The organism is Leptospira alexanderi serovar Manhao 3 str. L 60 (genome assembly GCF_000243815.2).
GTDB lineage: Bacteria > Spirochaetota > Leptospiria > Leptospirales > Leptospiraceae > Leptospira > Leptospira alexanderi.
In genome coordinates this window covers 5,001-31,605 of record NZ_AHMT02000035.1, presented here as the reverse complement: position 1 = coordinate 31,605, position 26,605 = coordinate 5,001, and the positions used below count along the sequence as shown (strand labels likewise).

At 41.0% G+C, this 26,605-nt stretch carries 18 protein-coding genes, 1 tRNA gene and 3 pseudogenes (1 of these 22 running past the window's edge); 6 read left to right on the top strand and 16 right to left on the bottom strand.

Translation table 11 applies throughout. The features are described 5' to 3' along the window. From LEP1GSC062_RS23185 to LEP1GSC062_RS21800, 3 pseudogenes are all read right to left on the bottom strand, one after another. Positions 1 to 113 (bottom strand): annotated as a pseudogene (locus LEP1GSC062_RS23185) (IS982 family transposase); the annotation flags it as partial. A gap of 34 nt (positions 114 to 147) precedes the next feature. Further along, positions 148 to 1,413 (bottom strand): annotated as a pseudogene (locus LEP1GSC062_RS23180) (IS256 family transposase). A gap of 41 nt (positions 1,414 to 1,454) precedes the next feature. After that, a pseudogene (locus LEP1GSC062_RS21800) lies at positions 1,455 to 1,686 on the bottom strand (IS982 family transposase); the annotation flags it as partial. Between the two features lie 353 nt (positions 1,687 to 2,039). On the opposite strand from LEP1GSC062_RS21800, the gene LEP1GSC062_RS11780 reads away from it, so the two are divergent. Next, positions 2,040 to 3,143 carry a PepSY-associated TM helix domain-containing protein gene (locus tag LEP1GSC062_RS11780; protein WP_020984350.1) on the top strand — a complete coding sequence of 368 codons (1,104 nt, stop codon included), beginning with the start codon at positions 2,040 to 2,042 and terminating at the stop codon, positions 3,141 to 3,143. Between the two features lie 356 nt (positions 3,144 to 3,499). Here LEP1GSC062_RS11780 and LEP1GSC062_RS11775 read toward each other — a convergent pair whose 3' ends face one another. The 4 genes from LEP1GSC062_RS11775 to LEP1GSC062_RS11760 form a co-directional block, all read right to left on the bottom strand. Then, positions 3,500 to 6,742, bottom strand: coding sequence for an efflux RND transporter permease subunit (locus LEP1GSC062_RS11775; protein WP_010579042.1), 3,243 nt, complete (start codon positions 6,740 to 6,742; stop codon positions 3,500 to 3,502). A gap of 13 nt (positions 6,743 to 6,755) precedes the next feature. Next, a complete protein-coding gene (def, locus tag LEP1GSC062_RS11770) occupies positions 6,756 to 7,292 on the bottom strand; it encodes a peptide deformylase (RefSeq protein ID WP_039941918.1) in 537 nt (178 codons plus the stop codon). 62 nt (positions 7,293 to 7,354) lie between these two features. Continuing rightward, positions 7,355 to 8,002: a hypothetical protein gene (locus tag LEP1GSC062_RS11765; RefSeq protein WP_010579040.1), complete on the bottom strand. Its 648-nt coding sequence runs from the start codon at positions 8,000 to 8,002 to the stop codon at positions 7,355 to 7,357. Between the two features lie 107 nt (positions 8,003 to 8,109). Next, positions 8,110 to 8,182 (bottom strand) — tRNA-Ala (locus LEP1GSC062_RS11760). A 63-nt stretch (positions 8,183 to 8,245) separates the two neighbouring features. On the opposite strand from LEP1GSC062_RS11760, the gene LEP1GSC062_RS11755 reads away from it, so the two are divergent. The 5 genes from LEP1GSC062_RS11755 to LEP1GSC062_RS11735 all read left to right on the top strand — a co-directional run bounded on the left by LEP1GSC062_RS11755 (position 8,246) and on the right by LEP1GSC062_RS11735 (position 16,176). After that, entirely contained in the window at positions 8,246 to 8,554 is a 309-nt protein-coding gene (locus LEP1GSC062_RS11755) for a hypothetical protein (protein WP_010579039.1), read from the top strand. 10 nt (positions 8,555 to 8,564) lie between these two features. Further along, entirely contained in the window at positions 8,565 to 11,366 is a 2,802-nt protein-coding gene (locus LEP1GSC062_RS11750; protein ID WP_020984351.1) for a SpoIIE family protein phosphatase, read from the top strand. Then, positions 11,350 to 11,679, top strand: coding sequence for an STAS domain-containing protein (locus LEP1GSC062_RS11745; protein WP_010579037.1), 330 nt, complete (start codon positions 11,350 to 11,352; stop codon positions 11,677 to 11,679). Before LEP1GSC062_RS11750 ends, LEP1GSC062_RS11745 begins: the two co-directional genes overlap by 17 nt. Positions 11,680 to 11,770: 91 nt before the next feature. Further along, positions 11,771 to 13,423 carry an acyl-CoA carboxylase subunit beta gene (locus LEP1GSC062_RS11740; RefSeq protein WP_010579036.1) on the top strand — a complete coding sequence of 551 codons (1,653 nt, stop codon included), beginning with the start codon at positions 11,771 to 11,773 and terminating at the stop codon, positions 13,421 to 13,423. Positions 13,424 to 13,428: 5 nt separating this feature from the next. Beyond that, the gene (locus tag LEP1GSC062_RS11735; protein ID WP_010579035.1) at positions 13,429 to 16,176 is read left to right on the top strand and encodes an ATP-binding protein; all 2,748 of its coding nucleotides are present in this window, start codon (positions 13,429 to 13,431) and stop codon (positions 16,174 to 16,176) included. Between the two features lie 141 nt (positions 16,177 to 16,317). Here the strand turns inward: LEP1GSC062_RS11735 and LEP1GSC062_RS11730 are convergent, their stop codons facing one another. The 9 genes in view from LEP1GSC062_RS11730 to LEP1GSC062_RS11690 are tightly spaced (at most 47 nt apart) and all read right to left on the bottom strand, a layout consistent with a single transcriptional unit that may run on beyond the window. Continuing rightward, entirely contained in the window at positions 16,318 to 17,361 is a 1,044-nt protein-coding gene (locus tag LEP1GSC062_RS11730; RefSeq protein WP_010579034.1) for a protein-glutamate methylesterase/protein-glutamine glutaminase, read from the bottom strand. Next, positions 17,358 to 17,855 (bottom strand): chemotaxis protein CheD, encoded by a 498-nt coding sequence (locus tag LEP1GSC062_RS11725; protein ID WP_010579033.1) that lies wholly within the window; start codon positions 17,853 to 17,855, stop codon positions 17,358 to 17,360. The genes LEP1GSC062_RS11730 and LEP1GSC062_RS11725 overlap by 4 nt, the downstream gene beginning before the upstream one ends. Further along, a complete protein-coding gene (locus LEP1GSC062_RS11720; protein WP_010579032.1) occupies positions 17,852 to 18,364 on the bottom strand; it encodes a chemotaxis protein CheW in 513 nt (170 codons plus the stop codon). Before LEP1GSC062_RS11720 ends, LEP1GSC062_RS11725 begins: the two co-directional genes overlap by 4 nt. An 11-nt stretch (positions 18,365 to 18,375) precedes the next feature. After that, positions 18,376 to 21,315 (bottom strand): methyl-accepting chemotaxis protein, encoded by a 2,940-nt coding sequence (locus LEP1GSC062_RS11715; RefSeq protein ID WP_010579031.1) that lies wholly within the window; start codon positions 21,313 to 21,315, stop codon positions 18,376 to 18,378. A 47-nt stretch (positions 21,316 to 21,362) separates the two neighbouring features. Continuing rightward, complete coding sequence (locus tag LEP1GSC062_RS11710) at positions 21,363 to 23,501, bottom strand: chemotaxis protein CheA (RefSeq protein ID WP_010579030.1); 2,139 nt, start codon at positions 23,499 to 23,501, stop codon at positions 21,363 to 21,365. A 2-nt stretch (positions 23,502 to 23,503) separates the two neighbouring features. Then, positions 23,504 to 23,875, bottom strand: coding sequence for an STAS domain-containing protein (locus LEP1GSC062_RS11705; protein ID WP_010579029.1), 372 nt, complete (start codon positions 23,873 to 23,875; stop codon positions 23,504 to 23,506). A 7-nt stretch (positions 23,876 to 23,882) separates the two neighbouring features. Continuing rightward, the gene (locus LEP1GSC062_RS11700; RefSeq protein ID WP_002622170.1) at positions 23,883 to 24,245 is read right to left on the bottom strand and encodes a response regulator; all 363 of its coding nucleotides are present in this window, start codon (positions 24,243 to 24,245) and stop codon (positions 23,883 to 23,885) included. Between the two features lie 15 nt (positions 24,246 to 24,260). Beyond that, on the bottom strand, positions 24,261 to 25,523 hold the full coding sequence (locus LEP1GSC062_RS11695; RefSeq protein WP_020984348.1) for a hybrid sensor histidine kinase/response regulator: 1,263 nt from the start codon (positions 25,521 to 25,523) through the stop codon (positions 24,261 to 24,263). Then, on the bottom strand, positions 25,486 to 26,605 hold the 3' portion of the coding sequence (locus LEP1GSC062_RS11690; protein ID WP_139356639.1) for a PAS domain-containing sensor histidine kinase. The gene runs 1,100 nt beyond the window's last position; 1,120 of the gene's 2,220 nt are visible here — the last part of the coding sequence; the start codon falls outside the window, past its right edge; the stop codon is at positions 25,486 to 25,488. Before LEP1GSC062_RS11690 ends, LEP1GSC062_RS11695 begins: the two co-directional genes overlap by 38 nt.

The window sequence follows — 26,605 nt, the reverse complement described above, 5'->3', positions numbered from 1 at the left end:
GACAAGAATTTGATAGAAACGAAGCTATGACAGATAACGCGTTAGGCATCAGTTCAACAAAACGATTGTAACTTACCGCTTTTGGAAATTCCGTATTTTAAATTCTTTTTTATGGTAGTGTCAGGAATCCTGTGTAAATTAACTTTTTTAAAACGAATCCAATTTCAATCGATCTCCGAAAAGAATCGAAAACTGATTCATCGCTTGAACTCGAGCGACTCGGCTCTCTAAGGATCGCTCGTCATCCCAATCTTGAATCGGCATGGTCCATTTTTTAGACATATTATTCAAAGCTAAATAGAGAAGCTTGATTGCCGCCTCATCGTTCGGAAACGAACCCCGATTCTTGATAATCTTTCTTAAGCCCATATTCATAGATTCGATAGCATTTGTAGTGTATATCGCCTTACGAATGTTAGGTGGATAGGCCAAATAAGGAATCACCGAATCCCAATTACTTCTCCAAGACTTGCTGATCATCGGATACTGACTGTCCCATTTGGTTGAAAAATCATCAAGGCTTTTCTTAGCAATTTCTTCCGATGGAGATTTGTAGATGGCCTTTAGGTCGACTACCAACTCTTTCCTCTGTTTGTAAGAAACCCATTTCAAAGAATTCCTAACCATAGGAACGATACAAAGTTGAACTTGTGCATTAGGAAAAACTGATATGATTGTATCCGGAAATCCTTTCAATCCGTCGACACAAGCGATTAAGATATCTTCAACGCCTCGATTTTTTTAAATCGGTTAAAATCTGAAGCCAGAACTTTGCCCCTTCGGTGCGTTCTACCCAAATCCCAAGTATCTCCTTTGTGCCCTGTAGATTGATTCCTAAAGCCAAATAGAAGGCTTTGTTCACGACGTGGTTGCCGTCTCTTACCTTCACGATCAACGCATCCATGATGAGAATCGGATACACTTTATCCAAGGGTCGATTCTGCCATTCGATCACTGTTTCCATTACGGAATCCGTTACTTGAGAAATTAAATCCGCCGAGACTTCAACTTGATAAATTTCTTTCAGGTGTTGAGATATTTCTCGAGTTGTCATTCCACGTGAATACATCGAGATGATCTTTTCATCGAAGCCCGTAAAGCGTGTCTGTCCTTTCCGGATTATCTGGGGTTCAAAGCTTCCGTTTCTATCTCGAGGAACTTCCAAGTCAATTGTCCCAAAGTCTCCTTTGAGCTTTTTGCTACTTTTTCCATTTCGGGAATTGCCTGAGTTATTCCAGTCGAGGAATTTTTCTCATACCCAAGATGATGCGTCATCTCTCCTTGCATCGCTCGTTCAACAAGTGATTTGGTGAGTTGTTTTAAGAGGCCTTCGTTTCCGATCAGCTCTTCGGGGGTTTTACCTTTGATTAATTCATCAAGTAGTTCTTCTGCTCGATTCTTCGGTTTGCTCATGTTGTTTTTATCCTTGTTACTTTTTCTTTTTTCACAAGTCATTTACACAATCGAGATGACACCCTCTTTTTTATTTCTATCAGATAATAATTTTTAAATTCTCTATAATGAGAAAGATGAAAACAGACAACAATCGTTGCTACTTCACTCAGGCTTAACTGAAATTTTCGGTTTCTTTTTCGAACCACCGGACAAAAGTATTTTCTCGTTCCAGTTTATTTTTTGTTGTGTACAATAATCGTCTATCGCACAAAATATCTCTGTCAGATCCATATTTAACCCCTTTTCTTGCTGAAAGTACGGTTCAATATGTGATCTGGCGCTTTTCTGTACAAGATTTTTCTCTTTTTTCCTCCTTAGGCCGAACTCACGTTAATTAAGAAAAACTACAAAATGTCTTTTGGATTTTTGTAAAATTTTAGATGAAACTTCAAAGCTAACTTTTGATATTAAGACCTAAAATCAAAAATTAACTTGTAACAATCTCTAAACTTTCAAAGTTTGTACTGTGTTTTGGTTCTTAAAAATACCAGAAATGCAGTGTAAAAATTTATTATCGGGTTCGAACTGTTTTTGAAATGAGACCCTAATTTTGAATCCATTTGGCAATTTGGCAAAAAGCGCCTATGAATCGAAAGAAATTATATAAATTACATTCTCTAGTAGGAATTTGTAGCGGGTTATTCTTAGTCGTGATCGGTTTAAGCGGTTCTCTTTTGATCTTTGGACATGAAATCGATCAGCTATTGCATCCGAATCGGTGGTATGTTGCAGACGGAACCGAACGGCTGAGCATAGATGCGCTTCGAGAAAAATTAAATCAAGCCCTTCCTTCCCACGCTTTGGCTGGTTGGTTACTTTCCGAAAAACGAAATCAACCGGATCAAGTTTGGCTTCATTTTTTAGATTCGGATCAAAAGAAGGAATTTGTAATTTTATTAAATCCTTATACTGGAAAAATTTTAGGAAAACTCGCCGAGAACCTTTCTGATTCTTTTTATGGTTGGGTATTAAATCTACATTATACTTTGTTTATGGGTAGTTTCGGGTACTTTTTGACGGGAATTTTTGGAGTTATATTTGTTTTTCAAGGAATCAGCGGGACAATTCTCTATCGGAGTATTTGGCAAAATTTATTCCGACTGAGAACGGGCCAATCACTTAGGACATATTTTTCGGATTTTCATAAATTAGTCGGTGTGTTTACTCTAATTTTTAATTTGGTTTTGGGTTTTACGGGGGCTTGGTGGAGTGCGCGATCCACCGCCGGACTTTTGGCTCGCGGGTTTTCAGAGGAAAAAAAAATCGGAAGCTTTTTCAACCAATCTATTTCAATGAATGCTTTATTACGAGATGCTATCGTTCAAATACCTGACTTTCGTCTGGGGTTTATTTCTTTTCCTCATCATCATGAGAAAGATCCGATTCAATTTTATGGCACTGAGAAAGAGCAAAATCCGTTTCGAAGTCGGTTCGGTTCCTATTTTATCTTTGATTCGAAATCGGGAAAGATGTTAAAGATGTTTCATCTTTCGAATGAAAATCTATTTTATAAAATTGTGGATTCGTTTCGCCCTATTCATTTCGGAACATTAGGGGGAATGTTCACAAAAATCCTTTGGATGATTTTGGGATTTGCCCCCGGAGTTTTATACCTTTCTGGAATAGGAATTTTTATCTCAAAACGGAACTCAAGAAACCGAAGAAAAAACGAAAGATTTATTTCCTAAAAATGTAGGAATTCTTACCATAACCTTACCCACAAGTACTTGGATCTCAAGATAAATCTGTCGGAATTACGACAATCTTCTGTGAAACTACGCCCCACCCTGATTTTTGGGTGGTGGGGCGGGAGGTGGAAAGGCTCGGGAGACTTTTCTCTATCAGAAAATCATACTTTTTGCAAGTAAAAAGCCTCATTCTTGTCGGAACACTTGAAAAATCTGCGTTTTTGATCCTTCTTATTCCAAAATCCTCCTTAACTTGTGGGTAAGGTTATGAATTCTTACAGATTACGTCTCCTCTAGGCACGATCAATTTATGCTACAATGTAAAATCCCCGGATTCTTAGAGGAAAACGACTCGACTATACCCTGAATTTGGAAGATAAACGATTCATTCTTAGTTGAACATTGTGGACCGTTTTGTATAAAACTGGAACCGCAACCAAGGTCAAAAGGGAAGAAAAAGCAAGCCCCCATCCGAAGGCAAGAGCCATTGGAACGAGGAATGGATCTCGTCCTCCGATACCGTAGGCCGTAGGAAGCAATCCCAAAACCGTTGTCACCGTTGTTAAAACTACAGGTCTGAGTCGTAGCAGTCCGGTTTCGATCAGAATCGAATCTATGTCTTCCCCCGGTTTTTCCAACTTTAACTGATTGGCAAAATCTACGAGAACTATGGAATCGTTTACTACAACTCCCGCGAGTCCTACAATTCCTAAAAAGGCAAGAAATCCGAAATACTCTCCATGAAGAATAAATGCTAAAATTACACCAATCAAAGAAAACGGAATAGAACTCACTACAATTACCGGCTGAATCACGGAACGGAATAGGGAAGCGAGAATCATAAAAATGATAATGAACGCAATTAGAAAGGCTCTCCCTAAACTTGTAAGCGATTCTTCCGTATCCTTATTTTCTCCACCGAAACGCATTCGATAACCGGGATATTTATCGATGATTCCTTTGGAAAGTCTTGCAATTTCCACGTTAGCCCTTCTCGTATCGGTTTTACTTTCGTCCAAGTTAGCCGTAACAGTGAGAAGACGCTTACCGTCCAAATGATTGATGTTTGCCAAACCGGGTTCGCGAACATAAGTAATCAGTCTGGATACCGGAATGAGTTTTCCTAATTGATTGCTTACAAAGATATTGTTAAGAGATCCAATGGATTTCCTCACTTCTTCCGGAAAACGAACCTTAACTTCTATTTCTTCGTCGGCTCGTTTAATCTTTGTGGCTACGGTTCCTTGGAATGCGGTGTTGATCGCTTGCGCTACTTTGAATACGGAAACTCCCGCGGTCGAAGCGAGGGATTCGTCTACCTTGATTCTGATTTCGTCCTTACCTTCGTTAAAATCGTCACCGATATCCGTAATGCCCGGAACCTTAGCCATCACGGCTTTGTATTCTTCTCCGATGGCGATCAGATTATCATAGTCGTCTCCGCGAATTTCGATCGCCACCGGTTTTCCAACGGGAGGACCTCCGGAGATTTTTTCAAAATCCAAAGCAGAAAGTTGTCCTTTAAAACGCAAAAATTCGGAGGGGAATGTATTTAGATTGAAAGGTTTGTATTCTTCCTTTTTCTTTTCTGCTTCTTTTTTACGAGTTTCCTCAAGGACTTTCACGGATTTTTCATTCAAGAGCCAGATCGTTTTCTCCCTGACTTCCGAGATGATCGCGTCGGTTGTTCTCTTTCTATTTTCTTCAGGTGTTAGATATACGAGAATTTGACCGTAATGTTTTCCTCGTTTGGTGAAAGGATCGTTCGGATCTTTTTGAATGATTCCTACTCTAGTTACGTAATTTTCAATTTCTACTTTGGAAATTTTTGCAAGCTCCGTTTCTAAAACGTGGGTGAATCGTTCCATTTCCTGAAGAGACATTCCTGTTTGGCCCGTAAGCTTAATCTGAAATACGTCCACGGAACCGGGAAAAAGTTTAAACTTTCCAAAAACTGCGAAAAGCGCAAAACTTCCCACGAGCATTGCGGACAGATAAATAAAAATCTGAAGCCTATGCTTAAGAGCAAACTTCAAAAAAGGCAGGTAATAGTTGACCTTGAGTTTATAGAACCATCCGCTTTCTTCCTTAATTTCGCCCGAATGAAATTTATGCTTATTGATATCGTATAAGTGGGAAGGAAGGATGAAGAACGCTTCTGAAAGAGACGCAAGTAACGCAATGATTACGACTAGCGGGATACTGTAAATGAACTTCCCAAAAATTCCCGTCATAAAAAGCATCGGTGCGAAGGCCGCCACGGTGGTCGTTACGGTAGCCGTAACAGGATCGATTACTTCGCTGGTTCCTTTTAACGCGGCTTCGTAGACGGGCATTCCTTCTTCCATATAACGATACACGTTTTCACAGATGATGATCGCGTCGTCGACGAGGATCCCCACAACGATAATCAAACCGAACATGGAAATCAGATTTAGGGTGAGGCCCAGGTAATTCATAACGATGAATGTGGCCCCGAAAGAAACCGGAATTCCGAGGGCGGTCATCAGAGCGACTCTCCATCCCAAAAATAAGAATAAGGAAGCCGTTACTAGGATCAGTCCGCCGACCGCGTTGGAAAGTAGTACTCCTAATCTTCTTCGAATATATTTGGAAAGATCGTTTACGAACGCGTACTCGAATTCTTCTTTGGAATTTTTCTTAAATTCTTCGATAATTTTTTTAGCTTCGTCTACGACTAGGATTGCGTCGGCCTTTTCCCGCTTGATAACGGTTAAGGCGATCGTTTTTTTCCCGTTAACCTTATCCAGATATTCGGCTTCTTTCAAACCTTCGGTTACTCTTGCCACATTGTCGATTCGGATCGAATTCCCGACTTCGTTGGATCGAATGTGAACTTCCTCAATTTCTCGGGGAGAATCAAATTCTCCGATGGTTCTTAGGATGATTTCTTTCTGGTTTCCGGCGATATTGCCGCCGGGAAAGTTAATATTACGGTTTTTTAATGCGAAGATGATATCCTGACTCGTGAGATATTTGGAAAACATCGCCATCGGATTAATGTCCACCTGCATTTCCGTATCTCTCCAGCCTCGTTTGGAAATTCTAGCAACACCCGGAATATCTTCCAAAGCCTGTTCTACGACTTTCGCTTGAGCTTTGAGATGTTTTTCGGCCTCGATACTCGAATCGTTCGATTTCAGACTGATATCGATTTCGATAACAGGTTGTCTAGACGTTGTGATTTCCGCAACGAGAGGATCTTCCGCTTCTTCAGGAAGGTCTTCCACTCGATCGATTGCGGACTTTATATCATCTACAACTTTCTGAGTGTCAGTGGAATCCGGATCCAAAGTAATCACGATACCGGAACGATTTTCGATCGAAGCGGATCTGAATTCTTTGATTCCATCCACTTCTTTGATCGCCTCTTCCAAAGGTTTTGTGACAAGTTTTTCGATTTCGGCGGGAGAGGCGCCTGGAAATACGGTTACGACGCTTACGATATCGAAGTTGATATTCGGAAACGCTTCTCGATTCATTTTTACGGCGGTAAACCCTCCGATCAGAATGATTAAAAAGGTAAGTAGGTTTACAAAGATACTTTTAGAGAGAAAATATTCGACCAGGAATTTCATATATTTTGTTTTTTTAATCTAGAAAGTTTCCGCCGGAATCAAGAGTATCATTGAAACCGAATAGTTTCGTGTCTTTTAAACGATCCACGTATAGGATTCCCGAAAGATGATCACATTCGTGTTGATAAACGACCGCTTTATAACCGTCTATCGTCTCGTCAAATTGGTTTCCTTTTTCATCCATCCATTGCATTCTAATTTTGTTCGGCCGTTCCACGTAACCTCGCATTCCAGGTACAGAAAGACAACCTTCCCAAAAACCGGAAGTGTCTTTTGTAAGAGGAGTGATGACCGGATTTAAAATGACGCGTTCGGGAACGTCCGGAGTGCCCGGATAACGTTCGTTGTCTTCGGAACCTACGACTACAATCTGCTTCAAGATTCCGATCTGAGGAGCCGCTAGTCCCACACCTTCCGCGTGACGCATCGTATCGAACATATCGCGGACGAGTTTTTTGAATTCTTTTGTTTGAAGTTCATTTTCCGTGACGGGTTTTGAAACTTGGCGGAGAATCGGATCTCCCATCCTTAAAATTTTTCTGACTGACATACTTAAAAACCAGGTTCTATCTTAAATTTTGACTTTTTTTGGACACAAGAAATCGGGATCTTCTAAAGAATTTTCACGATCAAATTCTTCAGAAGAGTTTGTGTCGATTTGGAATTCGATGTCTCGATTCTGAAAATCGGAAATTTTTCGATCCTATTTCCGAAGGTCTTGATTTGTTTTGCAATCTTTTCAGAATTTTTTGTAAAAACGATTGTGGGCAATCGGTCGGAATTCGCAAAACCGTATTGAAAATTTTTTTCTAAGGAGTCGTAAAAAGAATGAAGTTCCTTCGAAAATAAAAACCAGGGATTCCGGGGAAAGCGTTCTAAAATCCATTCCGCGTTTTTTGAAAACCAGAGAAAGTTCTCTTCGCTTTGAAAAAGAGGGGGATCGAGAATGTAAGCCGCTTTGATTGCTTGTGGACATTTCTTTAGAAGCTCGAAAACCATTCCGGAAAACAAACCTTCTCCTATTAATTTGACCTTTCGTTTCGAATCTAAAATTTCCCGAGATAATAGATCGATACATTCTTCGAATTTTGGAAACTTGATCTGCATCGAGTTTGTAGGGAATTCGAAAACTCGCACGGAAAAGGAAGAAAGAAAAATCTCCGCATTTAATGTTCTACCGGAAAATTTAAGTTCCGGAATGAGAACGAGTGAGTTTGTATTTTCGGTTTCAAACCGAACGATTTGGACTAGGTCGGACATAGTGGATTTCCATTTCTTTGCCGAACTTTTCTATAGGGCAAAAGTTCTAAAAGAGTTTGACATAGAAAATCGAAAGTCTAAAAACTCAAATGGTGGTAAGTCGAATGTGGAGACGAGGGGAATCGAACCCCCGACCTTTTGAATGCCATTCAAACGCTCTCCCAACTGAGCTACGTCCCCGCTTGAGAATCAAGTTTTTACCAATTTCTTTGAAGTCAATAATAAATGTAGGAGCGGTTTAGGATGAGTGAATCGATTGAAGATTTACAAAAAAAATTAAAGATCCAAAACGATATCATCAAAGGTTACGAGAAAGTTTTAAAACTCAACGAACAGGAATTGAAGAATGCGGATGAAATCATCCGTATGTACGAAGGGATCATTCAGTATTCCGGAAAAGAACTCAAGGATGTTAAGGAAGCTTTCGATGCCACCAATTTGGTCACTAATCTTTCTCGTGAAGAATTGATGGGAGCCTTGTCTCGTATTAAAGAATTGGAAAACGCTAATAAGAAACTGAGAGAAGAATCCTTAAAGTTTCAATCCAGCTAGAAGTTCCGCTTTGATTTCAAATAAGAAACAGGATTCCCTCCTCAGACAGGATTCTGATGGAAATCTTTATCTGGAAGATAATCCGGGGCTGACGGTTGTTTTTAAATCTCTTCTCACGGAACTTGTTCGCCTAACATTTGCACAATTTGGAATATTTAGTTTTCGATTAAAAGATGGGACTCTCAAGTCCATCTACGAAAATCTTCCTTCGAACATGCTTGAAGAGGCAAGGCTTGTCTCCGAATTTTGTTTTAAAACCGGCCAAGACTTCAATCTTAAAAAAGGAGACAGCCCCAGTAAGCTGATTCCTTCTTTAGAACAAAATTCGATCTGTTGTGTGTTACATTTGGGGGCTTCTTCCTCGGAAGACCAGAAGAAAATTTTCGGAACGATCTTTATCGGAAGATCAGAGGGAGGAGAATTTAGAGAATCCGATCTTGTACATTTAAAAACGACCGCTCGAATCATATCCGATCTTTTGGAAGAGTCTTTTATTTCGGGAGAATCCTCTTTAGTTGTTCTTTCCCTCATGACCACTTCTAGAGTTGCTCTCGAATCTGTGCAGATTCGAAAACAAACTGATCGTTTCGACTTTTTGTTAACCGAAATCATTCGAGTTTCCGGATTGATTAATAAATCCTTGGATCTCTCCCAACTTTTGGAAGCAATCATGCTGTCTTCCAAATCCGTATTTCGAACCGAAGCTTGTAGCGTTCTTCTTTTGGACGATACGAAGGAATATCTCTACTTCCATACGGTTTTGGGAGAAAAGAGGGACGAGGTTACGAAGATTCGGGTTCCCGTCGGAAAAGGTGTCGCGGGAATGGTCGTCCGAGACAAAAAACCGATGATCATCAACGACGCGACGAACGATCCCCGAGTTTATCGGGAAGTGGATAAGGCTTCTCATTTTGTGACGAGAAACATCATGGCAGCCCCTCTTTTGGTGGAAGGTCAAGTGATCGGAGTCATCGAGGCGATCAATACGATTGATCGAACTTTTTTTACAGAGGAGGATCTGGAACTTTTTTTAAGTTTTTCGGGGACTTCCGCGCTTGCGATTCAAAAGACCGAACTTTTACAGAATTTGGAGGATGCAAACAAGGATCTTCGGAAAAAAGTGTCGGAGCTAGAGAGTTTGTTCAAACTTTCGCAAGTGGTTTCTTCCGCTAAAAGCCAGGCGGATTTGATGAAACATTCCATTTCGGTAATACACAACGAGATGGATGCGGGTAAGACTGGAATTTTTCTCATCAATCGAAAAATGGGAATTCTCACTTTGATTGTATGTACTTCCGAAAGGACCGTGGAAATTTTTAGAACCACGAATTATCATAACAGTTTTATTCATCGTTCCATCGAACAGGAGACAACAACGGTCAAAGAAGATATTCAGGATTTTGCATTCGATCACGAGTTGGATTTGGAGTATCTCAAAGGGTCTTACATCGCTCTTCCACTCACACAACAGGGTAGAAATGCTTTCGGAGTAATTACCGTTTCGGATCGGGTGGATAAACTTTCGTACAATCATTCTCATCTCAGACTATTACAAACCTTTGCATCCTTGATCGCGAGAGGACACGAAACGTTAAAACTTCAGAATGAGATGATTTCCAGAAAAGCGATGCAACGTTCTTTGCATAGAGAGATCGAGATCACAAGGGAGATTCAAAAAAATATTCTTCCCGAATTGAAAGCGTTTCATTCCAACTTCGATATAGGAGTTAAGTCCGTTCCCGCTAAGGAAGTTTCGGGTGACTTTTACGATTATTATCAATATCAAGACGGACAGTATTCTTTTCTCGTATCGGACGTATCCGGAAAAAGTCTTCCCGCCGCGATTTTTATGGCCATGAGTTCTTCCGTCATTCGTACGCTTGCCAGAAATCACGATTTAGGTCCGGAAGAGATTCTCAAACAAGGAAACGCTCTCATCTATGAGGATTCGCATAACGGAATGTTTGTGACTACGTTTTTCATTCATTACAATCCCGCGATCTTCACTTTGGATTACGCGTCAGCAGGTCACAACGAGCAGGTTTTGATTCGAAAGGACGGTTCTTGGGAACTCATCAAAGCTTCCGGTCCTCCTCTGGGAGTGATTCCATCCGCTAACTACAAAGGAGGAAATTTGATCGTGGAACCGGGGGATATGGTGATTCTTTATACCGACGGAGCAATTGAAGAAAAAAATGCGAAAGACGAAGAGTTCGGTTTAGAAAGAATGATACGGGAAATCATTGCAAGAAAACATCTTCCTTCCGGACAAATCGTCGAAGAACTTTTTGGACTTGTGCGAGAATTTTCCGGAACCTCCCAACTCTTTGACGATTTTACGGTGATGATCTTAAAGTTCAACGACAACTATCAATTCTCTCGGACTTTTGAGGCGAATATTTCGTCGATTCCTCTGTTCAGAGAATTCGTTTATGAAACGATTAAGGTTAGAAATTTGGAGGAATCTCAGAAAGACGATATTCTTTTGGCTTGTGACGAAGCCGGTACGAATATAGTAATACACGGTTATGAGAATACGAATCTAAAAAATCCAAAGTTCGAATGTAAAATACGCTTTACAGGTGATTGGATTACTATTGTATTAATTGATTCTGGGAGAGTCTTTCAGAGAAAAGAAGTTCAAAAGCCTTCGATTGAGGACAATTTGAGCGGAAAAAGAAAAGGCGGATTCGGAGTTTATCTGATCGAAAAGCTTATGGATTCGGTCGATTATTTCAGCGAAGGCGGAAAAAACGTTTTAGTTCTCAAAAAGAATTTTCAAAATAAGGCTTCGAATGGAAATAACTTCTGAAATTAAGAATCATTCCAAGATCATTCATTTAATCGGAAACCTAGACGTTCATAATACACATAAGATTGAGTCCGCATTTATGGACCAGGTCAAAACGGGTGTTTCTCCTATATTAGTCTTAGATCTTTCTTCCGTTGAATTCGTATCATCTGCGGGACTTAGAATCATCGTCGCCGCTCTCCGAATCTGTAAAGAAAAAGACGTGGAGTTCAGGCTCGCCGGAATCAAACCGGCGGTGAAAAAAGTTTTTGAAATCATCGATATGAATTCTATGTTCAGCATTTTTGAAACCCTCGAATCTGCCATAAAATAGTTTCCCCCGACGCACCAAGACCGAATTTAACTTTCCCGAGAATCCTTTCTTTAAAAACTGGATTTATTTTATTTCATGGAAAGGTTCTCGCATGTCCGAAGCAAAGTTTTCACTGGAAAATCCATTCCAATCCACGACCGAACCTGATGTTCTTAAAACCCGCGGCCTTTACGAAGAGGCAAACGAGTTAGGAAAAGAACTCCTCAACAAACCACTCGCGGGAGGAGGAGTCGACAGAATCCTCATTCAACATTCCAAAGAAAGGATGACTGTTTGGGAAAGAATCAAGGTTCTCACCGAGCAGGAACCCAACATCCTTTATCAAAACTGGGGAAAAAGTTTGGACGGAGCTTCTCTGGTTACCGGAATTTTAAATATCAACGGTAGAGACGTGGCGATCTACGGTCACGATTTCACTCTTCGTGCTGGATCGATGGATGCGACTAACGGAAGTAAACTTGCCAGATTGATCTATATGGCAGGAGAGCACGGAATTCCTTTGATTGGAATGAACGATTCTGCCGGAGCATATGTTCCTGCGGGAGTGGGTGGACTGGACGGTTATAGCGAGGCATTTACAGCGCTTCGGAAAATCAGCGGAGTCGTTCCGAGTTTGATGCTCATGTTCGGATTCAACGCGGGAGGAGGGGCTTATCTTCCCCGTCAAGGATCGTTTATGATCCAATGTGATAATACTTTCTTCGGTTTAACGGGGCCCGGGGTCGTTAAATCGGTCTTAGGCGAAGATATCTCCGCGGATGATTTAGGCGGGCCCAAAGTTCATGGGCAGAGTGGAGTGGTTGATATCGTGACCGGTGACGAGTTGGGATCTCTTAGAACCGCGCTTCGTTTGCTTTCTTATCTACCGGATAACAATCATTCCTTTGCGCCGTTTCATGCCACTTCCGATCCCACAGATCGATTTATCTACGAAGAAGAGATTCTATTTAAGAAAACCTTTAATTCTCCTACGGGAATGAACACACCTTTCGATATCACTTTGTATTTGCAGAACATCTGTGATCACGGACAATACTTCGAAATCCAGGGACAACGTTCCAGAAACTTAGTCACCGCCTTTGGAAGAATCGGCGGGCATGTGATAGCATTTGTCGCAAATAACTCCGCTGTTTCTTCCGGACAGATCGATATTGGTGCGGCGAGAAAAGGAACCAGGTTTATCCGTTTCTGCAACCTCTACAATATACCGATCGTTTTCTTGGAGGATACGACAGGATTTTTACCCGGAAAAGAACAGGAACAAAACGGGATCGTTCTCGAAGGAAGAAAACTTTTGGATTCCATCATTGATATCCGCACTCCTCGTCTAACTCTGATTATTCGAAATGCGTTCGGAGGAGCTTACGCTTGTTTTAACTCGTATCACACGGGAGCGGACATGGTATTCGCTCTTCCTACCGCTAGGATTGCGGTGATGGGACCGGCGGGTAAAGACTACGTCTACAAGGACGAAGTATCCTCAATCCAAAAAGAATATCAGGAAAACGTAAAGAAGGGAATATCCGAAAAGGAGGCAATCGTAATTCGGGATAAAAAACTTCAAACGCTTTCCACACAGTACGAAAGGGAACTGATGAACCCGAAAGAAGCCCTTTCATTGGGTTCCGTTTCCAGAATTGTTCTTCCTGGAACAACCAGAAGTATCCTCTTTCAAAATTTGGATTATTTAATTCGACATTATAAACCGGCTCCATTGTCCGGACCTCAAAGGGAGTTTGAGTAATCTACATGATCGACTTTCACAACAATCGCATTCAATTTCATCAATCCAATTCTCCTTGGATCCGTTCTTTCTCTTTGGAATCGATCAAATGTCTGATCGTATGTCGGGGACCGGTCCGAAAAGAAGCGATGGAAATTTTCGATTCGATCGGAATCAGGGAATATGGAATTCTTCTTTCCGAAAAAGATTCGGTCGTTTATCCTATGGCCCTTGCTCCGGAACTCAGAGGGTTTCGTTTTCCGAATAATATCCACCGTGTTCCCGATTATATGGGAGTGGGTAAGGAAGAAAAAGTGGAGAGAATCGAACAGATCATCTCCATTGCAAAAGACAACAAATACACTCATATTTTTGCCGGATATGGCTTTATGGCGGAAGATTCCGAGTTTATCGAAGCGATCGAAAAGAGCGGAGTTGTTTTTATGGGGCCTGCTTCCCATGTCGCAAATCAAGCCGGCTCTAAGGATGCGGCTAAAAAGATCGCAAGAAAACTCGACGTATCCGTAACTCCCGGTGTGGATAATATTTCCTCTCTTGCGCTTTTAACGAAAGCTCCCGATGCAAAAGCTCTCGAAAAACTCGCAAAAGAAAAAGGAATCGATTTCAGTTTCGATTCTTCCGTTTCTCTGGAAGTAAACGCGGAGAACTTGCTAGAATTAGGATATTCTAAAATTGTAGAGCTTGTCACGATTGCCGATCTTCAAACCGAAGCGGAAAAGGAAACGAAGAAAATTTGGGAGAAATATCCTAAGAATAGAATTCGTTTCAAATACATCGGCGGAGGTGGCGGAAAGGGACAAAGGGTCGTTTCCAAAATCGAGGAAGTAAAAGGCGCCGTTCAAGAAATTCTTTCCGAGTCGAAAGTGACCGCTCCCGGGACAAATAAAAACTTCCTGATCGAGTTGAATATCGAGAACACAAGACATAACGAGATACAGCTCATCGGAAATGGAGAATGGTGTTTGGCCTTGGGAGGTAGGGATTGTTCCGTTCAGATGCACGAACAAAAGCTTCTTGAACTTTCTCTTACTCAAGAGTTGCTCGAAAAAGAAATCGCTTCCTGTTTGACAACCCATCCGAAAAAAGCGGAGGTTCTAAAAGGAGATCTGAAAGTCCTTCGGGAAATGGAAGAACAGTCTGAACGTTTTGGAGCGGCCGTAAAGCTGAATAGCGTTTCCACCTTCGAATCTATCGTAGAAGGAACCAATCATTTCTTTATGGAAGTGAACACTCGGATTCAGGTGGAACATAGAGTCACCGAGATGGTGTATTCTTTGAAATTTAAAAATCCTGAAAATCCGAACGAATTTTTCGTAGTGGACAGTTTGATCGAGGCGATGGCTCTTCTTTCTCTTCATGGAAAAAGGCTTCCAAAACCGGAAAGAATCCTTAAGTTTTCTTCCGGAGCGGAAGTTCGTATTAATGCGACCAACAAAGCGATCCAGCCGCACGCTGGTGGAGTTATCATGAACTGGTCCAGACCTCTTCCGGATGAAATCCGAGACGACCAAGGAATCAGTATTCGGAATCCGGACATGGGTCTATTCGTACATTATAAAGTAGCGGGGGCTTACGATTCCAATATCGCACTTCTCATCTCTCACGGTGAAAACCGTACGGACAATTTAATCCGCCTCAGCGACATTTTGAGAAAGACGGAACTCAGAGGATACGACCTTCAAACAAATCTTTTGGTTCATTATGGTTTGATCCATTGGATTCTTGGAAAGGACGCTATGTTCAAACCTTCCACTGCGTTTATGATTTCCTATCTTGCGGGGGTAGGGGCTCTGGAAAAGATTGTGAAAGACGTGGATCTGGAGATCGCTTGGAAAAAAGTAATTTCTGAGGCCACTTCTCCTGAAGCGAAGAAAGTTTTAGGAAGAAAGTTGACTCTCATTACTAGACCGATCGGCAAGTTGCTCAAAGACGCTCACTTGGTTGCGGGATTTATAGGGTTTCATCTGAATCATTCCTGGAAGATTTCCGGTTCTAAGATCGAATGGCTCCGAAATCCGATTTATGTGCTTTCGGATCTTTACCATTATCTGAATATGGAAGCAGATCCGAATCTTTCTCCTTCCGAACAGATCTGGGATCACGACAATGAAATTCTTCAGAAGGCACTTTCTTTTTATCGAGAACTTTCTAAAAGAACCGGGATTCCTGCGGATTCGATTGAACTTGTTGTAAATTTGAATTCTGGTAAAACGATTTCCGGAATCGACTCGGAGATTTTACCTTCCGTTTTTCAATCGCATAACGGTTTTCAGGTGGGTTTAGAACTGCTCAAACTTCTTCCTTCTGCCGGACTAAACTCCGGATTTTACAATTTGGAAGTGGATGAAAAACTGGAAGCCCTTATTCCGGAAGAATTCAGAAAGGCAGAAACAAGAGACGCTTTCATTAAGTTTCTCGCTCCACCTCCGAAGGCAAGTTCCGACGAGGTCGTAGCTCCAATGGGAGGAATGTTTTATTCCAAAGAAGCTCCAGATCTTCCTCCAATGATAAAAGTAGGAGATCACTTTAAAGCGGGGCAGCCTCTCTTTATCGTAGAAGTTATGAAAATGTTCAACAAAATCTCTGCTCCTTTCAGCGGAACCGTAAAAGAAATTTTGTTAAACGACAGTGACGGAAAGATCATTTCCAAAGGTCAGACGATTTTCAAAATCGTTCCGGACGAAGTGATTCATATTGAAACCGAAGCGGAAATTGCGGAAAGAAAAAAGAAAACCACGTTAAGCCTGGTTTAGAGTTCGTCTTAAAAAATCCTTCTAAACGATCCGGCAGCTTCTAAAAAATGCAGGAGTTTCTACACTTTTAGGTTTGAAATCAGCTTTTAGTTTAAAACCTCTTTTTTTATGTTCGCTGCATGGATCTCATGTACAAGCACTTTAGAAGTATTGAACCTCTTCTACAATTTTTGAAAGCGGAAGGATCGTGTTCACAGCTCCTTTCAAAATCGCTTCTTTAGGCATACCAAAAACCACGCAGCTCGTTTCATCTTGTGCGATCGTAAAAGCTCCGGTTTGTTTCATCTTCAAAAGTCCGTTTGCTCCATCATTACCCATTCCGGTCATAATGATCCCTTTTGCATTTTTACCAGCGATCTTTGCGACGGAATTGAAAAGTACGTCCACGGAAGGACGATGTCTATTGATTAGCGGACCGTCTAAAACGCGAACGTGAAATTGAGCTCCGCTGAGATAAATTTCCATGTGTTTGTTGCCGGGCGCGATATATGCAGAACCAAGTTGGATTCTGTCTCTGTCCTTGGCCTCTTTGACTTGGATCTCGCAGATTTGATTTAATCTATTGGCAAACGCTTCTGTGAATTTTTCCGGCATGTGTTGAACGATCACGATTCCGGGACAGTGAATGTTCAATCGGGTGAGGATATATTCGAGCGCCAGTGTTCCTCCTGTGGAGGTTCCGATCGCGATCAATTTTTCTGTTGTGCTAATTTTGGAAAAATCCACTTTGGTTTGTTTGTGATTCTCGAAAAATTTCGAGTCGCCGTCCTGAAAAGAATGAAGTTTGATCCGCGCGCCGGAAGCTGATGCCGCTTTCACCGAATCTGTAAAAAGAACTTCCGATTCTTCTAAGAAATTTTTTAATCCGACCTTGGGTTTTTCGATGATATCGATCGCACCTAACTTCATCGCAAGCACTGCAGTCTCGGATTCTTTGAGAGTGGAACATATGATCACCGGAGTCGGTTTTTCCGACATGATCTTTTTTAAAAAAGAAATTCCATCCATGCGGGGCATTTCCACATCGAGTATAAAAACGTCCGGCCAAACAGAAGAAAGTTTTTCCGACGCAAAAATGGGATCGGATGCAAAACCTATAATTTCAATTTCAGGATCCTTATTTAGAATTTGTGTGAGAACTTGGCGAACGACTGCAGAGTCGTCGATGATAAAGACTCGAATCATGAAAACTCCGGTTTTTCCACGTAGATTTCTCCGTCCCAAAGAGAAAAGAAAATTCTTCTATGGGAAAATCCTCCCAGGTCTTCGGAAGTGATCGGGAGTCGATTCTTACTTAAGAATTCCTTAATGGAACGAATGTTTTTCATTCCTATGTCTCGAACGGATTTGATTTCGAGAAGTTTTTCCTCTTCCGTGGAGAACATGGAGGCTCCGCCGAAAAGTTTGATCTGATACTGACTGGCTTTTCCTCCCGTTTGTTCTATTTTTTCAAAAAACAATTGAATGGCGTCGTCGGCATATTTCGCGTTTAAAGAGGCGCCGTAATCCAATCTTGATGGAAGCATAACGTGCGCCATTCCTCCGTAGAGAAGAGCGGGATTCCAAAAACAGATCGATACGCAGGAGCCGAGTAAGGTTCTAATTCTCAGATCCCTTCTTCCCCAACAAAAACCTCCGGGTTGTAGAAATACATCTCTTACCGTATCCGGTTCCGTCATGTGTTTTCTGCAAATACCTCTGATTGGTTTTCTTCCAGGGACGTTAGTTCTTCTAGGTTCAGAATTTTTTCCGTGTTCAAAATGATGATGAACCCATTTTCCTGTTTAGCCATTCCTAGGATAAAATCTACTTTGATCTTGGAACCGAAAGTAGGGGCCGGTTCGATATCGTTTTCCGGAATCGAAATTACTTCATTGACGGATTCAACAAGAATTCCCAAGTCCGTTTTTTCTTTTTGGTCTCCGTTTCGCTCCGAATGAATTTCCACGATGATTACGCATGTTTTACGATCCGGTTCTATTTTACTCTTAAAGAACTTGTGTTTCAGATCCACGACGGGAACCACGTTCCCGCGAAGATTGATGACTCCCGGAATAAATTCCGGCATTAAGGGAACGTTTGTCAAACCGGAATACTCAATTATCTCTTTGATATGTAATATTCCAATTCCGTAACATTCCTCTCCGAGATAAAACGTCAAAAACTGATTTTCCTCCAAAGCGTTCATACTTGTCCTCTTCAATATTTTTCAAATTTTTCAGGGACGGACATTCCTACGGATTCCGATTTTGCCTTGGAAAGTTCTTTTCGAGTCGTAGGAGTTGTTTTTAACATTCCGGTTCCAACTGATTCTTTGTATAAAAGGCCTCCGCCGTTCGTCATTTTTTTACCGTCTCTTTCCACGATCTTAAAGAACAAAACGGATTCCCTGAGTTGTTCCGCTTGCGCGTTCATTTCTTCGGAAATGGCGGCTAACTCTTCCGAGGCCGAAGCATTTTGTTGGGAAACCTGATCCAATTGTCCCATCGCCTTATTGATCTCGGAAACTCCTGCGGCTTGTTCGTCACTTGCAGCGGTGATTTCTTGGACAAGGTCGGCGGTTTTTCGAATCGAAGGAACGATTTGAGAAATGAGTTCCCCGGCTTTTTCGGCGATAGCAACGCTACTTCCCGCCAGACTACTAATTTCATTCGCGGATTTCTGGCTTCTTTCTGCCAGTTTACGAACTTCGGATGCAACGACTGCAAATCCTTTTCCGTGATCTCCGGCTCTTGCGGCTTCGATCGCTGCGTTTAACGCGAGTAAGTTGGTCTGATAGGCGATGTCCTCGATAATACTGATCTTTTCCGCGATCTGCTTCATCGCTTTTACCGTTTCAATTACGGAAGTTCCTCCTTCTTCCGCATCTTTAGAGGACTTGGAAGAAATTTGCTCCGTTTGACGGGAGTTATGTGCGTTCTGGTCGATGGAAGCCGTCATTTCTTCCAGAGAAGAAGTGGTTTCTTCCACGCTTGCGGCTTGTTCGGAAGCGCCTTGACTCAAAGAATTTGCGGTGGAAGAAACTTCACTGGCCGACGTCACAAGACTTGAAGAACGAACGATAATATCTCCGATGATATCGTTTAACTTGTCCATCGTGGTATTGGAATATTCTTTTAATTTTCCGAAAGTACCGTGGTACTCGTTCGTGATCTTTTGTGTGAGATTTCCAGCGGAGATTCTTTCCAAGGCCTCGACGACTTCGTTTAAACCAATATTGCTGACTTCCAAAAGTTGGTTGAGGGATTGGCTGAGATTGAGAAAAAATCCAGTCTTTGAATCCAAAGAAATCCGAGTCGTAAAATTTCCTTTTGCGGCGGCATTGACGATCCCTTCCACTTCGTCTTGAACCGCGAGTTCGTTAGTAACGTCCGCCCATTCCACAACGGAACCGAGCCTTTTACCGTTTACGTCCACAATTGGATTGGCAATCAGATCGAAAGTTCGTCCACCTATTTTAATCGTGGCTTTATGAATTCCGACAAAGTTACTGAGGACACCTCTTTGGTGCGCTGGATTTTTGTGAAACTGATCGATATTCGACCCGATTAGGGTTTTAAGATTGAAATGAGCGAATTGTTTTTTTATATCCGCTTCTCCGATCTGAAACATTTCTACGACGGCTTTATTCATATAACGAATATTGAATTCGTTATCGGCAATCATAATGTTTGTCGACGTATTGTCCAGAGCGACTTTCACACGAACCAATTCCTCGTTTTCGATCTTTCTCTGTTCGGCGATTTTATTTTGTTCCGTAACGTCGCTCCACTCGACTACCGAGCCCAAACGATCTCCTGCTTCGTCTATGATCGGATTGGCGATCAGATTAAATTGTCTTCCTCCGATATTGATCGAAGAACGGAACGTATCCGTAAATTTATTGAGAAGCCCTCTTTGATAGGAAGGATTTTTGTGAAACGTATCGATGTTAGTTCCGATCAAACCGGACGGATTGAAATCGCTAAATTGTTTTCTAATGTCCGTCTCCGCGACGTGAAACATGGAACGGATAGATTTATTCATGTAGACGATATCTAGGTTTCGATCCGCCATCATAATGTTCGTGGTTACATTATCGAGAGCCACTTTAACGCGAGTTAGTTCCTCGTTTTCGATCTTTCTCTGTTCGGCGATTTTGTTTTGTTCCGTGACGTCGCTCCATTCCACAACGGTTCCTAATTTATTTCCTTTCACATCGGTGATCGGATTCGCGATCAAATTGAAATCCCTGCCTCCGATGGAGATCGAAGAACGGAAGGTTCCGGTGAGTTGATTCAAAAGACCTCGTTGATGCGCAGGATTTTTATGAAAGGTATCGATATTAGTTCCTACTAAACCGGTAAGATTGAAATTCAAAAGTTGCTTTTTGATGTCTGTTTCGGCTTTACCGAACATTTCTCGAATTGCCTTGTTCATATAAACAATGTCAAAATTACGATCGGCCATCATGATGTTCGTGGTCACGTTGTCTACTGCGGTTCTCATCCTCAAAAATTCTCTTTCTAAATTGAGAATTGTTTTGTGACTGAAACGATTGAACCACCATAGAACGGAAATTAGAAGAGTCGATACTCCGGCGTATTCCACAATCGTGATCCAAAAATGATTCTCGATTCCAACAGGAATTACGGAAGCAGTCTCGGTCGTTCTTAAAAGCTCCTTGAGTATTTCCGATTTGGATTGTCTAAAAACGGAAAGTCCCGAAAAGAAATCGGATTTTAAAAGAAAAGTAATTTCTTTTTTCAGGTCCTTAGAACTTAAAATTCTTTCTTTCAATTCCTCCGTGTTTGCGTAAAAGGTAGAAATTTTTTGATCGAGTTTTTTAATCGTGGGTTCCTCTTTGGAATGCGATTCAAAAAGAGCGGATCTTAAATTTTTCAGATTTTTTTCTATTCCCTCCAAGTCAGAAACGAGAGTTTCTTTATCCTTCTCGAAAGAAATATGGAGCGAAAATTCTCCGATGGATTCCTCCGTTTTTAACAAAATCTCGGAGAAGTGTCGCGCCGATTCTAAATACTTTGTCGAATGAACGTCCGGTTCAGGATATACGCTCCGAAAATTCTGAATCGATAGGAAAACAAATCCGTTTATTGTGATAGCTAAGCCGATCCAAACACCTAAATTTTTTCGAAACATTTGATTTCTCCATATTCAAAATTTATAAAATTCATTCCTCTGAAAATTTAACCCGATTTAACGGTAAGCTCCCTATTTTTGGATTGTTCCTGGTCTCGGATCGAATTGTATAAGCCTGGGACGTCGAGTATAAACGCGATTTCTCCGCTTCCTAAAATCGAAGTGCCGCTAAAACATTTGATGCTTTTAAAAATTTCCGCCATAGGGCGGATAACGGATTGAATTTCTCCTTGCAGATCGTTGACCACGATCCCAAAAGATTTATCTTCATATTCTAAAATTAATATATTCTCTTTATAAAATGTATTTTTTTCCAGGGAAAGAAAACTGGAAAGATGGAGGATTGGTACGAGTTCATCTCGCAGATTCATGGTTCCTGAAGAGGAGCCGTTTAAAACGAATTTGGATTCCACCGTCTCCCGAACCATCTGCATCGGAACTATGAAGAATAAACCGGACGCACTGACTAAAAAACCGTCTATGATAGCGAGGGTAAGAGGCAAACGAATATGAAAGGAACTCCCTTGGTTTTTTGCCGTTTGGATTTGAACGGTTCCTCTTAAGGATTCAATATTTTTTAAAACGACGTCCATGCCAACACCTCTTCCGGAAAGATTGGTGACGTGTTCTGCCGTGGAAAACCCGGGTTGAAATATCAAAGAATAGATTTCCGATTCGGATAAGGTCTGGTCTCTCGTTATGAGTCCTTTAGAAATTGCTTTTTCAACGATCTTTTCGCTGTCTAAACCTTTTCCGTCGTCTTTGATTTCGATGAGAATACTTCCGGTGCCGTGACTTGCTTGGATCTGAAGTTTACCGATCGCAGGTTTTCCTTTGCGAATTCTTTCTTCCGAAGTTTCGATTCCGTGATCAAGAGCGTTTCGTAAAATGTGAACGATCGGATCGGCGATTTTTTCGATTACCGACCGATCTAGTTCTGTTTCGCCGCCGAAAATTTCGAGTTCTACTTGTTTGTCCAGCTCTTTGGAAAGATCGCGCACTACACGTTTGTATTTTTCGAATAAATCTGCAATCGGAACCATTCGAAGACTCAACGCGAATTCTCGAATTTCGCTTACCAATCTATAAAGGGATTCGGAGCTTTCGATCAATTGAGTGTCTTCCGTGTCTATGATCTTTCTACTTAGATTTGCCTCTTGGGTGATCAATTCTCCGACAAGAGCGATTAACGTATCTATTTTGGAAGAATCGACCCTAAGGGTTTTTGTTTGTATTTTGAGAGTTTCGGATTCTTTTCCGTTTTCGCCCAAGGAAGTGGTAACGTTCAGTTGAGGGTGAACTTCTTCGATAGTGTGGACAAAAATGTTTCTGAGTTTTTGAAGTTCGTCGCCATTTAATACTTTTTGAATTTCGAGAGCGTATAAATAAGCCTCTCTTCCTAAAGGAAAGTCTTTGCAATTTTGTTCAAAGAGGTCCAAGCCACATTTTGGAGGAAGAATTTTCAGATAACTTTCTTCCTTCAAAAATTGGAATGTAGAATGAATTTCTTCGCCTTCTGTGAGAGAATCGTATGAGATTTCAAAGCCTAAATGAGAATGTTCCGGATGAAATTCCTGCCAATTGGGAATGGATTCAGGATAAACGAAAATGTGTTTGATATTTCCGGATTGAGCTAAGTATTTAATAAACGTATATGGATCCATTCCGGATTCAAAAAGATGTCGATTCGGGACCAAAGTAATCTGCCAATATGCAGAGCTGGTTAAATTACCTGGGGACGTCTGCGAACTTTTCGAAGTGGAATTCTTTTTGAGATCGTTCGAAAAATTATCCGAGAGCAATTTTTTTACAAGCGATATTAGATCGACTTGTTTACGAGAAGTTTTGGGATCCAAAACCAAAGTGTCTGCGTCTTCTACCAATTCTACAAGGTGGCGAATATGATCGCAGGCTAAGAATAAAAATTCGATTCCTTCTTTTGTGAGAATTCGTTTTCCCGAACGAATTCGATCGAGAAGAGTTTCCACTTCATGCGTGAATTTTTCAATTGGTTCGTAACCGAACATCCCGGAAGTTCCTTTGATGGTATGGATTGCGCGAAAGACGGAATGAATTCCTTCGTCGTTTTTGAAATCTTTTTCCAAGATCAAAAGATTGGATTCCATGGAAGAAAGTAACTCTTCCGATTCGGAAATGAACGTAGCCCTAACCTCGGAAAGATCCATTCTTAATCCTTGCCCGCTTCAAACTGAAGTGAGGAGAGTTTATTATTATCCTTTAAAAACCCAGTGAGTTCGTAGAAATCGATTAACTTTGAAACGCTATGGCTGTGATTGACAAACCGAACGTCGGTGTTTATTCGTTGTGCCTCCTTTTTGAATGAGAGCAAAATCTGTAAGCAAGAAGTGTCTATCTTTTGTATTTTAAAAAGGTCGATTTCTAAAAAAGGAAAACAATTTCTAAAAACAGAATCGAGCTTCTCTTTAAAGTCGAGGGCTTCATAAATAGTAAGTTCACCTTCGATCGTAACTTTCGAATAGGAAACGCCGGAGCTTTCCGACGAAACTTCTTGAGGATCTATGTATAATAAAAATGGCATATAGAACTCAAGGTAATAATTTATGGATCGTTTGGACTAATTCTTCGGGGGAAAATGGCTTCGTGAGCCAAGCTCGAGCGCCAGCGGCCAGTCCTTCGTTTTTTACTTCCACCTGGGATTCCGTAGTGAGCATAATGATCGGAGTGAATTTATTTTTGGGATCTTTCTTGATTTCTTTTACGAACGTAATTCCGTCCATGTTCGGCATATTCATATCACTTACGATGAGGTCTACTTTGTCGCTTTGTAGTTTGTCCAAGCCGTCTTGACCGTCCACAGCTTCTAAAATGTCAAATTCGGAATTACTTAGATGCAGATTGAGTATCTTTCTAAAGACAGCCGAATCGTCTACGATGAGAATTCGTTTCATCTTTTATTCTCCTTGTTAATAAACCAACGGGATAAAAATTTCCGCGAGAACACAGAGGCTCACGTCTTCGGATGTATGGTCGTTTGCATTGTGGATAAAAAATAATCCGTGATGTTTACGAACGATATGATCCACAGCAGTTAGTCCGAGACCGAGACCAAACTTTTCCAAATGACTTACGTTTTCAACCGGGGGATAAATTCTAAAGAAAGGTTGGATTACAAGTTGTTCGAACTTTTCCGGAATACCTCCGTAAGGTTTTTCAATCACTCGATTTTTAAACGTTATACAAAAATAGCTCTGGTTGACATTCGCAAAAATATCGATCTGGGAATTGGGCGAACAATATTTGAACGCATTGAGGAACAATTCTTCCATTGCAAGATACAAAAGAGAAAGATTTACATTTACCTTATATTCTTTTTTAAAAATGGGAAGAGTGACAGAAACTCTTTTGGACATCAAAAAAGAGTTTAAATTTTCTGGAAGTTCCTTGGTCTTTTCCAAAATGTATTTGGTGGAAACGAAGGAAAACTCGAAGTTTTGATCGATCAGATCCAACAGCTTTTCAAGACCGAGCAACATGTTCTTCGTGATTCGATTGTTTGTAAGAAGAAGATCCAAAATTTCCTTATCTACTTTGTAAAAATTTTCTTCCTGTATTTTAACTGAATCGATCATATCCAAAAGACTGGTCATAGCGCCTATCCCGCTCCCTTGGGAAAGTGACGTTTTTAAACTGTGAATCGAATTCTTCTCAAAAGACTCGCTGTCGGATTTGCGAATTGTTTCCTTATAGGTAAGCCATTCGAGCTGGTTTCTCAGTTTCTGATTTTCGATCTTGGCCAGATTCTCTTCCATATTTTTGAGATAACAATAGTTCAGTGCCTTTTGAAGAACTTTGAGGAAGATGTCGGGATAAATCGGTTTTAAGATGTAATCGAAAACCCCGAGTTTCATAATCTCTATGATTTTTTCGTTTCTATCGATTGCGGTCTGGACGAGAACCACGGCGTTAGGATAAATCTCCTTGAGCTTTGTAAGAAAGGAACCCCCGTCCATTACGGGCATCATCAGATCCAGAATAAAAAGAGAATATTTTTTATCTTCAATCCTTTTTAGGGCTTCCGCTCCGTTAGACGCAACCTCATGTTTAACGCCCAGTTCGTCACATAAGCTTTCCAGAAGAATACTGTTCTCTTGTTTATCTTCTACGATCAAAATAGGATCGTTTGGAATTTTACGAAAAGTATTCTTTTTTTTCAGTTCGGTTTCCAAGACATATCTCCTTTTCAATCTCGATTAAAATCGATTTCAATTTATCTAGGGAAAACGGGTTCTGGATCGTATAATCCGGGAAGAATGAAAGAAGATCTTCTTGAAAGGGAAGTGGAATATCCGCGGTTTCCAAAAGAACCAAATGACTTAACTTGGAATCTTCGTTTAAAAGAACTCTCAAGGATTTGACAACTTCTGTTTCTTCCAAAAGCAAGCGTGTATCATATAATAATATTCTGTGAGAATCGAGGCTTTTTTGCGGTATTTTGGAAAAATCTTTCGCAGTACGTAACGTAATGAACTCTTGAAAGTTATGTATGAAATATTTTTCAATGGCTCGGTCGTAGATTCTATCTAGAATTGCAAGTAGAACAGGTATTGATTTAAGTTCGGCTGGATAAATGGGTTCCTGAAAAGTTATGTCTTGAGACAAAGATCTGGCTTGAATGTTTGAATTGAACGCATTCTGGTTTTCCGAATCAGAGGAGCGCGGAAAGAGAACGTTAAACTTACTCCCTTTTTCGGGCTCGCTTTCCACTTCGATGGAGCCTTGGTGGGCTTCCACGATTTTTTTTACAATTGGCAGACCGAGTCCGCTTCCTTCGTAAGCGGATTGATCCTCTCTTTTTACCTGATGAAACGTTTCAAAAATTTTATGAATTTCGTTTTGAGGGATTCCGATCCCTGAATCCTGAACGGAAAGTTCGTAATCGTTTTCGAGTTTTTTTAATGTAATTAGAATTTCACCGGAAATATCCGTAAACTTGATCGCATTTCCGAGCAGATTGAGGATGACTTGTCGGATTCGTTTCGGATCCGCTTTGATTTCAAAATCCGCCTCTTCCGGAAAATATTGGAAAGTCATTCCGATTTTTTTTGTGATCGCTTCTCCTAAAATCATTTCAATTGAAGTGGAAATTAATTCCTTGAGATCAAAATCGGATTCATTCAAAACCAGTTTTCCGGCTTCAATTCGGGACAGGTCGAGTATGTCGTTGATAATATTTAGAAGATGAACACCAGAATGAAAGATCAGATCCTTGTATTTATTTTCTTTTTCCATTTCCATCGGAAGTTGCATG

What these genes read in the sequence shown, in the direction of transcription:
- LEP1GSC062_RS11765 (WP_010579040.1), bottom strand. Translation starts at nt 8,002, where the DNA reads ATGTCCGACCTAGTCCAAATCGTTCGGTTTGAAACCGAAAATACAAAC.
- LEP1GSC062_RS11720 (WP_010579032.1), bottom strand. Translation starts at nt 18,364, where the DNA reads ATGAACGCTTTGGAGGAAAATCAGTTTTTGACGTTTTATCTCGGAGAG.
- LEP1GSC062_RS11775 (WP_010579042.1), bottom strand. Translation starts at nt 6,742, where the DNA reads ATGAAATTCCTGGTCGAATATTTTCTCTCTAAAAGTATCTTTGTAAAC.
- LEP1GSC062_RS11700 (WP_002622170.1), bottom strand. Translation starts at nt 24,245, where the DNA reads ATGAAACGAATTCTCATCGTAGACGATTCGGCTGTCTTTAGAAAGATA.
- LEP1GSC062_RS11745 (WP_010579037.1), top strand. Translation starts at nt 11,350, where the DNA reads ATGGAAATAACTTCTGAAATTAAGAATCATTCCAAGATCATTCATTTA.
- LEP1GSC062_RS11735 (WP_010579035.1), top strand. Translation starts at nt 13,429, where the DNA reads ATGATCGACTTTCACAACAATCGCATTCAATTTCATCAATCCAATTCT.
- LEP1GSC062_RS11740 (WP_010579036.1), top strand. Translation starts at nt 11,771, where the DNA reads ATGTCCGAAGCAAAGTTTTCACTGGAAAATCCATTCCAATCCACGACC.
- LEP1GSC062_RS11715 (WP_010579031.1), bottom strand. Translation starts at nt 21,315, where the DNA reads ATGTTTCGAAAAAATTTAGGTGTTTGGATCGGCTTAGCTATCACAATA.
- LEP1GSC062_RS11730 (WP_010579034.1), bottom strand. Translation starts at nt 17,361, where the DNA reads ATGATTCGAGTCTTTATCATCGACGACTCTGCAGTCGTTCGCCAAGTT.
- LEP1GSC062_RS11755 (WP_010579039.1), top strand. Translation starts at nt 8,246, where the DNA reads ATGAGTGAATCGATTGAAGATTTACAAAAAAAATTAAAGATCCAAAAC.
- LEP1GSC062_RS11725 (WP_010579033.1), bottom strand. Translation starts at nt 17,855, where the DNA reads ATGACGGAACCGGATACGGTAAGAGATGTATTTCTACAACCCGGAGGT.
- LEP1GSC062_RS11780 (WP_020984350.1), top strand. Translation starts at nt 2,040, where the DNA reads ATGAATCGAAAGAAATTATATAAATTACATTCTCTAGTAGGAATTTGT.
- def (WP_039941918.1), bottom strand. Translation starts at nt 7,292, where the DNA reads ATGTCAGTCAGAAAAATTTTAAGGATGGGAGATCCGATTCTCCGCCAA.
- LEP1GSC062_RS11705 (WP_010579029.1), bottom strand. Translation starts at nt 23,875, where the DNA reads ATGCCATTTTTATTATACATAGATCCTCAAGAAGTTTCGTCGGAAAGC.
- LEP1GSC062_RS11710 (WP_010579030.1), bottom strand. Translation starts at nt 23,501, where the DNA reads ATGGATCTTTCCGAGGTTAGGGCTACGTTCATTTCCGAATCGGAAGAG.